Raw genomic sequence first — 13010 nt, forward strand, 5'->3', positions numbered from 1 at the left:
CAGTCTCTCCTACGTACGCTGGCCCCATGGAGACGGGGAGCCCGCACGACACGGGGACAGCGGGAACGGACGGGCCCGCGGCAGCGGCCGGGCCGGCGCAGGAGCACGGGCCGGCGGCCGCGGGCGACGGGCCGGTGTGGATCGCGCTGCCGCCGGGACTGCTGAAGGTGCGGCGGCTGATGCTGGTGGTGTGGCTGGGGCTGTCGGCCCTGGCCGCGGGACTGGTGCCGGGGCTGCTGGCCGGACCGGTGTGGTCCGCCTTCGCGGCGCTGCCGCTGGCCCTGCTGGCCTGGGGCTGGGTGCTGCTGGAGCGCAACTGGCGGTCCTGGCGGTACGCGGAGCGCGCCGACGACCTGCTGATCAGCCGGGGCGTGCTGTGGCGCCAGGAGACGGTCGTGCCCTACGGGCGGATGCAGCTGGTGGAGGTCACCTCGGGACCCGTCGAACGGTACTTCGGCCTGGCCAGCGTGCAGTTGCACACGGCCGCCGCCGCGACCGACGCCACCATCCCCGGCCTCGACCCGGCCGAGGCGGAACGACTGCGCGACCGGCTCACGCAGCTCGGCGAGGCCCGATCGGCGGGGCTGTGACGGCCGGCGACGTCCACGACGGCGTACGCGAGCGGCCGCCCGTGCGTGAACGGCGACTGCACCCCGTCACACCGCTCAGACGGGCGTGGGCGCCCGTGGCGGTGCTGATCGGCTGGGCCCTGCACGACCCCGACCAGGCGCAGCGCCAGCTGGCCCGGCTCACCACGACCACCCTGCTGCTCGGCCTGGCCGTGCTCGTCCCGGCCGCCGCCCTGTACGGCTTCCTCACCTGGTGGTTCACCCATTTCGCGGTGACCGACAGCGAACTGCGCATCCGCACCGGACTGCTGTTCCGGCGCACCGCGCACATCCGGCTGGAGCGGATCCAGGCCATCGACGTCACCCAGCCGCTGCTCGCGCGGGTCGCCGGCGTGGCGAAACTCAGACTCGACGTCATAGGCACCGACAAGAAGGACGAACTCGCCTTCCTGGGCGCCGACGAGGCGCGGTCGCTGCGCGCCGAACTCCTCGCGCGGGCCGCGGGTTTCGCGCCGGAGACCGCGCACGAGGTGGGCGAGGCGCCGTCCCGGGAGATGCTGCGGGTGCCGCCGCGCGTCCTCGCCGTGTCCCTGCTGCTGACCGGCGCGACCTGGGGGTGGCTGGTCGTCGCCGCCGTGGTCGTGCCGCTGCTGTGGACGGCCACCCACAGCCTGTGGACAGTGCTCGCGGTGGCCGTGCCGCTGCTCGGCGCGGCGGGCGCGAGCAGCGTCGGCCGGTTCGTCGCCGAGTACGACTGGACCCTCGGCGAGTCGCCGGACGGGCTGCGCATCGACCACGGGCTGCTGGACCGGACGCACGAGACGGTGCCGCCGGGACGCGTGCAGACCGTGCGGCTCGTGGAGCCACTGCTGTGGCGGCGGCGCGGATGGGTGCGCGTGGAACTCGACGTGGCGGGCTCGTCCAACTCCCTGCTGCTGCCGGTCGCTCCGCGCGAGATCGCCGAGTCGGTCGTCGCGCGGGTGCTGCCCGGGGTGAGCGTGCCGCCGCGCGAGGCGCTCGGCCGGCCGCCGCGCCGCGCCCGCTGGTGCGTACCGGTGTGGTGGCGCGGCTACGGACTCGCCGTCACCGACACGGTGTTCGCCACCCGCCGCGGACTGCTGCGCCGCAGCCTCTCCCTGGTGCCGCACGCCAAGGTGCAGAGCGTACGGCTGGTCCAGGGGCCCTGGCAGCGGGCCCGGGGCGTCGCCGACGTCCATGTGGACACCGGCGCGAACAAGTCGGTCACCGCGCGGCTGAGGGACGCCGCCGAGGCGGCGGACCTGCTGCACGCCCAGGCGGAACGCTCCCGCACGGGCCGCCGGGACGCCCGCCCGGACCGCTGGATGGCGTGAGGAACGCCGACGGGGGCCCGCCGTGTTCGTGCGGACCCCCGTCGGTGCGACCGGTGGACGTTCAGGACACCGCGCTGCGCAGGCCCTGGACGTCGATGTGCTCCGTCTCGTCGTGGGCCGTCAGGTCGATGACCTGACCGATGCCGCGCGCGTCCTCGTCGGCGGGCTTGAACCCCGCCTCGGCCTCGGCCTTGTGCAGCGCGAGCGCCTCCTGGCCGACGACGTCGGCGAGATCCTCGTTCTGCACGGTGTCCGCGCCGGAGCGGCCCGTGTCCTTCTTCGTGCCGAAGAAGTCGAACCCGTCGCCGCCGGACACCGGCCGCCGCGCGGGCGCCGTCGGCGGTACGACGGCCACCGCGGTCGGCACCGTGAAGTGCCCGGTGGTCCGGTGCACGGGCTCGGCGGGGGCGGCCGGCGCGGCAGCGGCCGTGCCCTCGTGGTCGCCGGCCGCCGACCGCCCCTCGGAGCCGTCCTCCTGGGCCGGTACGGCCTTCCTGGTGGGCTCGGGGCCGTCGTCCTCGGGCGAACGGCCGCTCGCGGGGGCGGCGTTGGTCCGCGGGGCGGCGTCGGCCTCGGGGGCGGGCGCCGGTGCGGGGACGGTGGCGGCGGCGTCAGCGGGTGCGGTCTCGTCGGCGGAGTCCGTCCGGGCGGTCTCGTCGGTGTGCGGCGCCTCGTCGGCGTCGGTCCGGCCGGCCGGCGCCGCGGCGTCCTGGTCGGCGGGGACGGTGCCGCTGTCGGCGTCCGCGGGCTTCGCCTCGGCGTCGGCGGTGGCCTGCGGGGTCCCGGCGGCCGTCCCGACGCCGCCTGCGGCGGTGTCCTCGGTGCGTGCGCTCGCGGCGCGCCCGGTGACTCCGGCGAGCCGTGCCAGGGCCGCGTCGGCGTGCCGGAACAGGTCGCGGCCCTGCGGCGAGAACACCGCCGGAGCCGTCCGCTCCGCCTCCGCGGTGCGCTCGCTCCCGGCCGCCCCCGCCGTTCCGGTCCCCCGCACCGCCGGTGCCGGCGTCGCGGGCGCCGCCTCCGCGGACGTTGCGGATCCGGCCGGCGACGACGGCCCGGCCGGCAGGGCGCGGGCCGGCACGGCGGCCTCGATCTCCAGCATGCGGCGCTCTTCGAGAACGCTCGCGCGGTCGGCCTCCGCCGCCGCGTACCGCCGCAGCAGCGCGGCGTGTTCGTTGCGCAGTCCGGTGAGTTCCGCGCGCTTGGCACGCAGTCGCTGCTCCAGTTTCATCCGGAGTTCGCGGGACTCCTCGAGGTCCGACTCCAGTTCGGCGACGCGTTCCTCGAAACGCCACTCGTCGCTCGCACGCGCGCGCGTGAGATCGGCGACGCGTTTGCCGGCCTGGGTGTCCCAGTGCCGCATGACGACGGCGCCGACAATCGCCGTGACCGCGGCGGCCGCGGCCAGGACGCGAAGCACCATCGGCTGCGTGAACACCCAGGGCCCCAGGGCACAGACGAGGGAGACGCCTGCGATCGCCGACGGGGGCAGCATCCTGTGCAGGGGCGGGGAATGACGGTGACGTCCACGTGGCATGGCCAGAAACTTACCGCGCGTACGCGAATGATGGTGCCCCGCCCCGTAAAAACAAAGCCACGTCGAGGGATTCACAGGGCATCAGGGAACTGACGCCCGGCGTGAATAGACGCATTGTGCAATTTCATCAAGATCATTTCCCGCGAAGGCCGTGAAGTCCGCGAAGTCGTCGCCGCCACCGCATTCCGCTTCCGCCGCCGCGCCCGGCACCCTGCACCCCGCGCGGGCCCGCCGCCGGACACCCGGCCACCGGCCACGGCGGCCACCGCGCGAGACCACCCCGCCCGGCCCGGGCCGCAGCACACTCCAGTCACTTCCTGGGCATACGCTGAACATATGAGCAACCACAGCGGACGCCGGCACGTCGCGGGCCTTCCTCACTGGGACCGCTGCGCGGTCATGGGAGTCGTGAACGTCACCCCCGACTCCTTCTCCGACGGCGGCCGCTGGTTCGACACGACCAACGCCGTCAAGCACGGCCTCGACCTCGTCGCCCAGGGCGCCGACCTGGTCGACGTCGGCGGCGAGTCCACCCGGCCCGGCGCCACGCGCGTCGACGAGGCCGAGGAACTCAAGCGCGTCATCCCCGTGGTGCGCGGCCTGGCCGCCGAGGGCGTCACCGTCTCCGTCGACACCATGCGCGCCAAGGTCGCCGAACAGTCCCTCGCGGCCGGCGCCGCCCTCGTCAACGACGTCAGCGGCGGCCTCGCCGACCCCGCCATGATCCCCGTGGTCGCCGACGCCGGCGCCCCCTTCGTCGTCATGCACTGGCGCGGCCTCCTGGAGGGCGCCAACGTCAACGGCGTGTACACCGACGTGGTCACGGAGGTCGTCGACGAGCTGCACGCGCGCGTGCAGGCCGTCCTGGAGGGCGGAGTCGCCGCCGACCGCGTGATCGTGGACCCGGGCCTGGGCTTCTCCAAGGGCGCCGACCACGACCTGGACCTCCTCGCCCGGCTCGACCGCCTCCGGTCCCTGGGCCACCCGCTGCTCGTCGCCGCCTCCCGCAAGCGGTTCCTCGGCCGCGTCCTGGCCGGCCCGGACGGCGCGCCGCCGCCGGCGCGGGAGCGCGACGCGGCCACCGCGGCCGTCTCCGCGCTCGCCGCCCGGGCCGGCGCCTGGGCGGTCCGGGTGCACGAGGTACGCGCCACCGCCGACGCCGTGCGCGTCGCGCGCGCCGTGGAGGAAGCGCACGCACGGACGGGCACGGCGGACAGCACGACGCCCGCGCCCGGCACGCACGACGCAGAGGGAGCCCGGTGAGCGCGCCGCACACCGACGTCGAGCAGGTCGAGGCCGCCAACACCGCCTTCTACGAGGCGGTCGAACGCGGTGACTTCGAGGAGGTCGCCTCGATCTGGCTCACCCCGGCCGACCTCGGCGTCGACGAGACGTACCACGACCCGGCGGACACCGGTGTGATCTCCTGCGTGCATCCCGGCTGGCCCGCGCTCACCGGACGCGGCGAGGTCCTGCGGTCGTACGCGCTGATCATGGCGAACACCGACTACATCCAGTTCTTCCTCACCGACGTGCACGTCTCCGTCACCGGTGACACCGCCCTGGTGACCTGCACGGAGAACATCCTCAGCGGCGGACCCGCCCCGGAGGCCGGCGAGGAGCTGGGCCCGCTGGTCGGCCAGCTCGTGGTCGCCACCAACGTGTTCCGCCGCACCCCGGCCGGCTGGAAGCTCTGGTCCCACCACGCCTCTCCGGTCCTCGCCGAGTCCGAGGACGAGGAGGAGGACGACAGCCCGGCCTGACCGCCGCGGCCACCGCCACCGCTGCCGCCGTCCCCGGGGCGTGGCGGGAATCACGGCGGCGCGGGCAGGAGTCGCCACCAACCGGTGAGCCCCTGGTCTCCGCGGGGAAAACTCACAGTGAACCCTCCGGGTACCGGCCCGCGCCCCCACCCCCGCAGTCCCGGCCCTGTCGGTGCCCGCGGGTAGATTCGACATCAGGCCGGAGCGCCGCCCGCACACGGCGCCCACCGGCCGGACCGACGACTGCAGGAGTGATTCGCGTGGATCGTGTCGCGCTGCGCGGCCTGAAGGCCCGAGGGCACCACGGTGTGTTCCCCAAGGAACGCGAGGAGGGCCAGACCTTCATCGTGGACCTCGTGCTCGGCCTGGACACCCGGCCGGCCGCGGCCGACGACGACCTGACGAAGACCGTGCACTACGGCATCGTGGCGGAGGAGGTCGTGGCGGTCGTCGAGGGCGAGCCCGTCGACCTCATCGAGACGCTCGCCGAGCACATCGCCCAGGTCTGTCTGAAACACGACGTGGTGCAGGAGGTCGAGGTGTGCGTCCACAAACCGGACGCGCCGATCACCGTGCCCTTCGACGACGTGACCGTGACCATCCTCCGGAGCCGCGTATGACCAGGCCGTTCGCCCAGGGCCCCACCGACCCGACCGTCCAGCCCGTGCCCGCCTCCGTGGTCGAGCAGGTCGACGCCGCCGACACCACCCTGCACAACCCCAAGCGCGCCGTGGTCTCGCTCGGCGCCAACCTCGGCAACCGCCTGGAGACCCTCCAGGGCGCCGTGGACGCCCTGGAGGACACGCCGGGCATCCGCGTCAAGGCGGTCTCCCCGGTGTACGAGACGGAGCCGTGGGGCGTCGAGCCCGGCAGCCAGCCCTCGTACTTCAACGCCGTCGCTGTCCTGAAGACGACCCTGCCGCCGTCCTCCCTGCTGGAGCGGGCGCACGCGGTCGAGGAGGCCTTCCACCGGGTCCGCGACGAGCGCTGGGGACCGCGCACGCTGGACGTCGACATCGTCGCCTACGCGGACCTGCGCTCCGACGACCCGCAGCTCACGCTGCCGCACCCGCGCGCCCACGAGCGGGCCTTCGTGCTCGCCCCGTGGCACGACGTCGACCCCGAGGCGGAGCTGCCGGGCCGCGGCCCCGTCGCCGACCTGCTCGCCGCGGTCACCCGCGAGGGCGTGACTCCCCGCGCCGACCTGGAACTCCGGCTGCCCGAGTAGCCGTTAAGGTCGACACGACCACTTGCCGGGGCACCGGTCCGGGGGAACGCGAAGGGACACCGTGAAAGAGCTGCGCATCAGGGTGCTGGCCGGCGTCTTCGTCGTCGCCGGGATCCTGTCCTGGGCCGGCGCGCGCCTGTGGAACTCCTTGGGGAGCCTCCCGAGCGTGCCCGTGGCCGCGCCCGTCGTCCTCGCCCTGATCGCGGTGGTCCTCGCGGCCACCGCGCTCTCCCTGCGCGCCCGTCTCAAGGCCCAGCGCGAACGGCAGCACGACGCCAAGGGCGTCGACCCGCTGATGGCGGCCCGCGCGGTCGTCTTCGGCCAGGCGAGCGCCCTGGTCGCCGCCCTCGTCGCCGGGATGTACGGCGGCGTGGGCGTGTTCCTGCTGGAGTCCCTCGACGTGCCCGCCCGCCGCGACCAGGCCGTCTACGCCGGCTTCTCGGTACTGGCGGGCATCGCCGTCATAGCGGCCGCGATCTTCCTGGAGCGCGTCTGCAAGCTCCCGGAGGACGACGACAACGGCCCGGGGACGGCCCCGGCCGCGTGAGTCCGGGCGTCAGCGGGCCATGATCAGGCTCATCGCCTCGTTGCGGGTCGCCGCGTCCCGCAGCTGACCCCGCACGGCCGACGTGAGGGTCTTCGCGCCGGGCTTGCGGATGCCGCGGATCGACATGCACATGTGCTCGCACTCCACGACCACGATCACTCCGCGCGGCTCCAGGATCTCCATCAGGGAGTCCGCGATCTGCGTGGTGAGTCGTTCCTGCACCTGCGGGCGGCGGGCGTAGACGTCCACCAGCCGGGCCAGCTTCGACAGGCCGGTGATCTTGCCGCTGGTGGCCGGGATGTACCCGACGTGCGCCACACCGCGGAACGGCACCAGGTGGTGCTCGCAGGTCGAGTACACCTCGATGTCCTTGACCAGCACCATCTCGTCATGACCGATGTCGAACGTCGTCGTCAGCACGTCCTCGGGCTTCTGCCACAGCCCCGCGAAGATCTCCCGGTACGCCCGCGCCACCCGCGCCGGGGTCTCCTGCAGACCCTCCCGGTCCGGGTCCTCGCCGACCGCGATCAGCAGTTCACGAACCGCGTTCTCGGCCCGCTTCTCGTCGAACTCGCCGACGGTGGCTATGCCGTCCAGCGTCACGGGATCGGTCATGGGGTGCCTCGTTCCTGTACTTCGCGCGTGAGGGGCACGCGTTCCGAGTGCGGGTACACAAAATGCCGCGCCCCCCAGGCTAGAACCAGGGGGGCGCGGCATTCCATTCCGGGCCGGATGGGGCGCCGGGAGCCCAGGTCAGCTCTCGGTGCGGTCCTCCGGGGTCCGCTCGGGCGCCGGGGCGGGCTCCGCCGCGGTGCTCTTGGCGGTGGTGATGGCCGGCGTCGCGCCGTTCGCCCCGTTCGTCAGGGCCAGCTCCTTGGGGGAGAGGACCGGCGGGCGGGTCGACGGCGTACGGCGCGAGGAACCGGTCCAGGCGGGCCGGGGCGGGCGCTTGACGATCGGCGCGAAGATCTCGGCGATCTCCTCCTTGCCCAGCGTCTCCCGCTCCAGGAGGGCCAGGACGAGGTTGTCGAGGACGTCGCGGTTCTCGACCAGGATCTCCCACGCCTCGTTGTGCGCGGTCTCGATGAGCTTCTTGACCTCTTCGTCGACCAGCGCGGCGACCTCTTCCGAGTAGTCGCGCTGGTGGGCCATCTCACGGCCGAGGAACGGCTCGGTGTTGTCGCCGCCGAACTTGATGGCGCCGAGCCGCTCAGTCATGCCGTACTGCGTGACCATCGCGCGGGCCAGGCCGGTGGCCTTCTCGATGTCGTTGGCGGCACCGGTGGTCGGGTCGTGGAAGACGAGCTCCTCGGCCGCGCGGCCGCCCAGCATGTAGGCCAGCTGGTCCAGCATCTCGTTGCGCGTGGTCGAGTACTTGTCCTCGTCCGGCAGCACCATCGTGTAGCCCAGGGCGCGCCCGCGGGACAGGATGGTGATCTTGTGGACGGGGTCGGAGTTCGGTGAGGCCGCCGCGACCAGGGCGTGTCCGCCCTCGTGGTACGCGGTGATCTTCTTCTCCTTGTCCGACATGATCCGGGTCCGCTTCTGCGGGCCCGCGACCACACGGTCGATCGCCTCGTCCAGCATCTTGTTGTCGATCAGCTTCTGATCGCTGCGCGCGGTCAGCAGCGCGGCCTCGTTGAGCACGTTGGCCAGGTCGGCACCGGTCATGCCGGGGGTGCGGCGGGCGACGGCCGACAGGTCGACGTCCGGGGCGACCGGCTTGCCCTTCTGGTGCACCTTGAGGATCTCCAGCCGGCCCTGCATGTCCGGGCGGTCGACCGCGATCTGGCGGTCGAAGCGGCCGGGCCGCAGAAGGGCCGGGTCGAGGATGTCGGGCCGGTTCGTCGCGGCGATGAGGATCACGCCGCCCTTGACGTCGAAGCCGTCCATCTCGACGAGAAGCTGGTTCAGGGTCTGCTCGCGCTCGTCGTGACCGCCGCCGAGGCCGGCGCCGCGGTGGCGGCCGACCGCGTCGATCTCGTCGACGAACACGATCGCGGGGGCGTTGGCCTTGGCCTGCTCGAACAGGTCACGGACCCGGGAGGCACCGACACCGACGAACATCTCGACGAAGTCGGAACCGGAGATCGAGTAGAACGGCACGCCCGCCTCGCCCGCGACGGCACGCGCGAGCAGGGTCTTGCCGGTGCCGGGCGGGCCGTAGAGCAGCACGCCCTTGGGGATCTTGGCGCCGACGGCCTGGAACTTGGCCGGCTCCTGCAGGAACTCCTTGATCTCGTGGAGTTCCTCGACGGCCTCGTCCGAGCCGGCGACGTCGGCGAACGTCGTCTTCGGCGTGTCCTTGGTGATGAGCTTCGCCTTGGACTTGCCGAAGTTCATGACGCGGGAGCCGCCGCCCTGCATCTGGTTCATCAGGAACAGGAAGACGACGACGATCAGGACGAACGGCAGCAGCGACAGCAGGATGCTCACGAACGGGTTCTGCTTGGACGGCGAGACCGTGTAGCCGTCCGGGATCTGCTCGTTCTGGAACTTGTCCTGCAGCGTGCTGGCGATGGTGACGCCCTGGTCACCGATGTAACTCGCCTGGATCTTCGAGCTGCCCTCGACCTTTTCGCCGTCCTTGAGCGAGACCTTGATGGTCTGCTCGTCGCCGGTGGTCAGCTTGGCCGACTCGACCTTGTTCTCATTGATCGCCTGGACGACCTGGCCCGTGTCCACCGTCTTGTAGCCGCCGGACGAGCCGACGACCTGCATCAACACGACCACGGCAAGGACGGCCAGCACGATCCACATGACCGGCCCACGGAAGTATCGCTTCACGTCCATCCATACGGAGCGGTGCCGCCCCGTCCCTCCTGCCATAGTGAGTTTGATAAAGGCTGTTCTTCGGACGGTACCCCAGCATTGTCCCCCGAAGCTGCGAGGGACGGCCGGCAATCGCGTCCACGCATGCTCCAACGCCGCGGAGCCCGCCGGGGTTCCCGATCACCGCACGGCGGCTCCGTGCGAAGGCTCAGCCGCCGTAGACGTGGGGCGCGAGCGTACCGACGAACGGGAGGTTGCGGTACTTCTCGGCGTAGTCGAGGCCGTAGCCGACGACGAACTCATTGGGGATGTCGAAACCGACCCACTCCACGTCGATGGCGACCTTGGCGGCCTCGGGCTTGCGCAGCAGCGTGCACACCTTGAGCGAGGCGGGCTCGCGCGAGCCGAGGTTGGAGATCAGCCAGGACAGGGTCAGGCCGGAGTCGATGATGTCCTCGACGATCAGGACGTGCCGGCCCTTGATGTCGGTGTCGAGGTCCTTGAGGATCCGCACCACACCGGAGGACTGGGTGCCCGCGCCGTACGAGGACACGGCCATCCAGTCCATCGTGACGGGGGTGGACAGCGCCCGGGCGAGGTCGGCCATCACCATCACCGCGCCCTTGAGGACGCCGACGATCAGCAGGTCCTTGCCCGCGTACTCCGCGTCGATCTTCGCGGCCAGCTCCACCAGCTTGGCGTCGATCTCTTCCTTGGTGATGAGCACCTTCTCGAGGTCGGCACCCATGTCTTTCGCGTCCACCCGCATCACTTTCGGTCGTCCCACCGGCCGGTCCGGTCCGCCCCGCGACTCGAACGGGTCGGTGGGGTCCGGATTCAGCCCTGCCGAATCACCAGTCTGCCACCCTGCCGACGAGCCACGACTCGGCCGGGGAGATTGATGGCCCCCTGGCCGCGCCAGCCGGTGATCAACCGGTCGACTTCCTCGATGTGGCGGGCGAACAGCGAACCGGCCGGCGCACCGGCCTCGATGGCGGCGCGGCGCAGCACACGGCGGCGCACGGCGGGCGGCAGGGCGTGCAGCCCGGCGCACTCCAGGCGGCCGTCGGCGTCGCGCACGCCGGCCGCGGCGCGGCCGGCCCAGGCGTCGAGGGCGTCGGCGTCGTCGCGGGAGAGCTGGGCCGTACGGGCGAGGGCCTCGACGACGCCCTTGCCGAGGGCCTTCTCCAGGGCGGGCAGGCCTTCTTGGCGGAGCCGGGAGCGGGTGTAGGCGGGGTCGGCGTTGTGCGGGTCGTCCCACACGGGCAGGGACTGGACCATGCAGGCCTTGCGGGCGGTCTGCCGGTCGAGCTGGAGGAAGGGGCGGCGGTAACGGCCGCCGGCCCCCGAGACCGCGGCCATTCCGGACAGGGAGCGGATGCCGGAGCCGCGGGCGAGGCCGAGCAGGACCGTCTCCGCCTGGTCGTCGCGGGTGTGGCCGAGGAGGACGGCGGCGGCGCCGTGGCGTTCGGCGGCGGCGTCCAGGGCGGCGTAGCGGGCGTCCCGGGCGGCGGCCTCGGGTCCGCCTCCGCGGCCGACGGTGACGGCGACGGACTCGGCGGGGTCGAAGCCGAGTTCGCGCAGGCGCAGCACGACTTCTGCGGCGCGCAGGTCGGAGCCGGTCTGGAGGCCGTGGTCGACGGTGATGCCGCCGGCGCGGATGCCGAGCCGGGGGGCTTCGAAGGCGAGGGCCGAGGCGAGGGCCATGGAGTCGGCGCCGCCGGAGCAGGCCACGAGCACGAGCGGTGAGGGGGGCTGCTCGTGCGGGGGGTGGCCGGGGGTTCGGCCGTGGTCGTCGAGGATGTCGTTCAGGACGCGGCGGACCGCCAGGCGTATCGCCGCGACCGCAGGATGGGGACCCATGTCCGGTTCCCTTCATGAAGTTTTCGGGGGGTGAGCCCGAGGATCGGTCACTCAGAGTGTGTAGATGGTGACAGAAACGGGCCGTTCCCCGAGCATCGCACGCCTACCCGGCCCCGACGGTCCCTCGGACGGGTGATTGCGGGGGCGTCTGTCTGCCGTCGGCCGGACTGTGGCGTGACGATGCGCGGTGGTCACGATTCCGTTTTGCGGTGCACCCGTGTGATCCATTCCGCCGGTTTGGCGATCTCCGCCTTGGTGGGGAGCGTGTTGGGCGAGGTCCACACGCGGTTGAAGCCGTCCATGCCCACCTCCTCGACGACGGCGCGCACGAAGCGTTCCCCGTCGCGGTACTGACGGAGTTTCGCGTCCAGGCCGAGCAGCTTGCGCAGGGCGAGGTCCAGGCGGGAGGCGCCCTTGGCGCGGCGCTGCTGGAACTTCTCGCGGATCTCGGCGACGCTCGGCACGACCGCGGGCCCGACGCCGTCCATCACGAAGTCGGCGTGCCCTTCGAGCAGGGACATCACGGCGGTGAGGCGGCCGAGGATCTCGCGCTGCGCCGGGGTCTGCACGATCTCGACGAACGAGCGTCCCTCCTCGCCCTCCTCGCCCTCGGGCCGGCCGCCGGCGAGGGACTGGGCGGCCTCGCGGACGCGTTCCAGGACGGTCATGGGGTCGACGTCGGTCTCCCCGAGGAACGACTGGATCTCGCCCTCCAGGTGGTCCCGGAGCCAGGGCACGGCGGTGAACTGGGTGCGGTGGGTCTCCTCGTGGAGGGTCACCCACAGGCGGAAGTCGTGCGGTTCGACGTCGAGTTCGCGTTCCACGTGGACGATGTTGGGGGCGACGAGCAGCAGTCGGCCGCCGCCGTTCGCACCGGCCGGCAGGTCGCGGGTGGCGGGGGCGAAGGTCTCGTACTGGCCGAGGACGCGGGAGGCGAGGAAGGACAGCAGCATGCCCAGTTCCACGCCGGTGACCTTGCCGCCGACGGCGCCGAGGACCGCGTTGCCGGGGCTGCTGCCGCGCCGCTCCTGCATCTTGTCGAGCAGCGGCTTGAGCAGTTCGCGGAACCCGGCGACATTGGCCCGGACCCAGCCGGGCCGGTCGACGACGAGGAGCGGGGTGTCGTGGGTCTCCGCAGTGCCCATCCGGGTGAAGCCCCGGACGTGCTCCTCCGAGGCCTCGGCGTGCCGGCGCAGTTCCGCGACGACCGCCCTGGCCTCGTCGCGGCTCACGTCGGGGCCGGGCCGCATGAGCCTGGTCGCGGTCGCCACCGCGAGGTTCCAGTCGACCATCCCGGAAGAAGCAGCACCACCGATGCTCGTCATGCGTCAACGGTACGTGAGGCCACCGGCTCCGGGCAGGGCGAAGAGGCAGCCGGGACG

Annotated in this window: 13 protein-coding genes; 7 read left to right on the forward strand and 6 right to left on the reverse strand. The window is 72.6% G+C overall.

The window, feature by feature from the left end; all coding sequences use genetic code 11:
* The first annotated feature begins 26 nt into the window (after positions 1–26).
* Together FGW31_RS15280 and FGW31_RS15285 are read left to right on the forward strand one after the other, a co-directional pair.
* Entirely contained in the window at positions 27–590 is a 564-nt protein-coding gene (locus FGW31_RS15280) for a PH domain-containing protein (RefSeq protein WP_142193972.1), read from the forward strand.
* Entirely contained in the window at positions 587–1921 is a 1335-nt protein-coding gene (locus FGW31_RS15285; RefSeq protein ID WP_142193973.1) for a PH domain-containing protein, read from the forward strand. Before FGW31_RS15280 ends, FGW31_RS15285 begins: the two co-directional genes overlap by 4 nt.
* A 61-nt stretch (positions 1922–1982) precedes the next feature.
* Here the strand turns inward: FGW31_RS15285 and FGW31_RS15290 are convergent, their stop codons facing one another.
* Positions 1983–3455, reverse strand: a complete 1473-nt coding sequence (locus FGW31_RS15290) for a hypothetical protein (protein WP_233452490.1) — start codon at positions 3453–3455, stop codon at positions 1983–1985.
* Between the two features lie 336 nt (positions 3456–3791).
* Here FGW31_RS15290 and folP point away from each other — a divergent pair, with 336 nt between their 5' ends.
* From folP to FGW31_RS15315, 5 genes are all read left to right on the forward strand, one after another.
* Positions 3792–4718: a dihydropteroate synthase gene (gene folP / locus FGW31_RS15295; RefSeq protein ID WP_142193974.1), complete on the forward strand. Its 927-nt coding sequence runs from the start codon at positions 3792–3794 to the stop codon at positions 4716–4718.
* Positions 4715–5218, forward strand: coding sequence for a nuclear transport factor 2 family protein (locus FGW31_RS15300; RefSeq protein ID WP_142193975.1), 504 nt, complete (start codon positions 4715–4717; stop codon positions 5216–5218). The genes folP and FGW31_RS15300 overlap by 4 nt, the downstream gene beginning before the upstream one ends.
* A gap of 260 nt (positions 5219–5478) precedes the next feature.
* Positions 5479–5838: a dihydroneopterin aldolase gene (gene folB, locus FGW31_RS15305; RefSeq protein WP_142193976.1), complete on the forward strand. Its 360-nt coding sequence runs from the start codon at positions 5479–5481 to the stop codon at positions 5836–5838.
* On the forward strand, positions 5835–6446 hold the full coding sequence (gene folK / locus FGW31_RS15310; protein WP_142193977.1) for a 2-amino-4-hydroxy-6-hydroxymethyldihydropteridine diphosphokinase: 612 nt from the start codon (positions 5835–5837) through the stop codon (positions 6444–6446). Before folB ends, folK begins: the two co-directional genes overlap by 4 nt.
* Positions 6447–6507: 61 nt before the next feature.
* The gene (locus tag FGW31_RS15315) at positions 6508–6993 is read left to right on the forward strand and encodes a DUF3180 domain-containing protein (RefSeq protein WP_142193978.1); all 486 of its coding nucleotides are present in this window, start codon (positions 6508–6510) and stop codon (positions 6991–6993) included.
* A 9-nt stretch (positions 6994–7002) separates the two neighbouring features.
* Here the strand turns inward: FGW31_RS15315 and folE are convergent, their stop codons facing one another.
* The 5 genes from folE to FGW31_RS15340 all read right to left on the reverse strand — a co-directional run bounded on the left by folE (position 7003) and on the right by FGW31_RS15340 (position 12953).
* Entirely contained in the window at positions 7003–7608 is a 606-nt protein-coding gene (gene folE, locus FGW31_RS15320; RefSeq protein ID WP_142193979.1) for a GTP cyclohydrolase I FolE, read from the reverse strand.
* Positions 7609–7746: 138 nt separating this feature from the next.
* The gene (ftsH, locus tag FGW31_RS15325) at positions 7747–9786 is read right to left on the reverse strand and encodes an ATP-dependent zinc metalloprotease FtsH (protein WP_142193980.1); all 2040 of its coding nucleotides are present in this window, start codon (positions 9784–9786) and stop codon (positions 7747–7749) included.
* A 187-nt stretch (positions 9787–9973) separates the two neighbouring features.
* Positions 9974–10534: a hypoxanthine phosphoribosyltransferase gene (gene hpt, locus FGW31_RS15330; protein ID WP_037933814.1), complete on the reverse strand. Its 561-nt coding sequence runs from the start codon at positions 10532–10534 to the stop codon at positions 9974–9976.
* Between the two features lie 68 nt (positions 10535–10602).
* Complete coding sequence (gene tilS, locus FGW31_RS15335; RefSeq protein WP_142193981.1) at positions 10603–11628, reverse strand: tRNA lysidine(34) synthetase TilS; 1026 nt, start codon at positions 11626–11628, stop codon at positions 10603–10605.
* Positions 11629–11819: 191 nt separating this feature from the next.
* A complete protein-coding gene (locus tag FGW31_RS15340) occupies positions 11820–12953 on the reverse strand; it encodes a zinc-dependent metalloprotease (protein ID WP_142193982.1) in 1134 nt (377 codons plus the stop codon).
* Positions 12954–13010: the final 57 nt, after the last annotated feature.

Source organism: Streptomyces calvus (assembly GCF_006782915.1).
Lineage (GTDB): Bacteria > Actinomycetota > Actinomycetes > Streptomycetales > Streptomycetaceae > Streptomyces > Streptomyces calvus.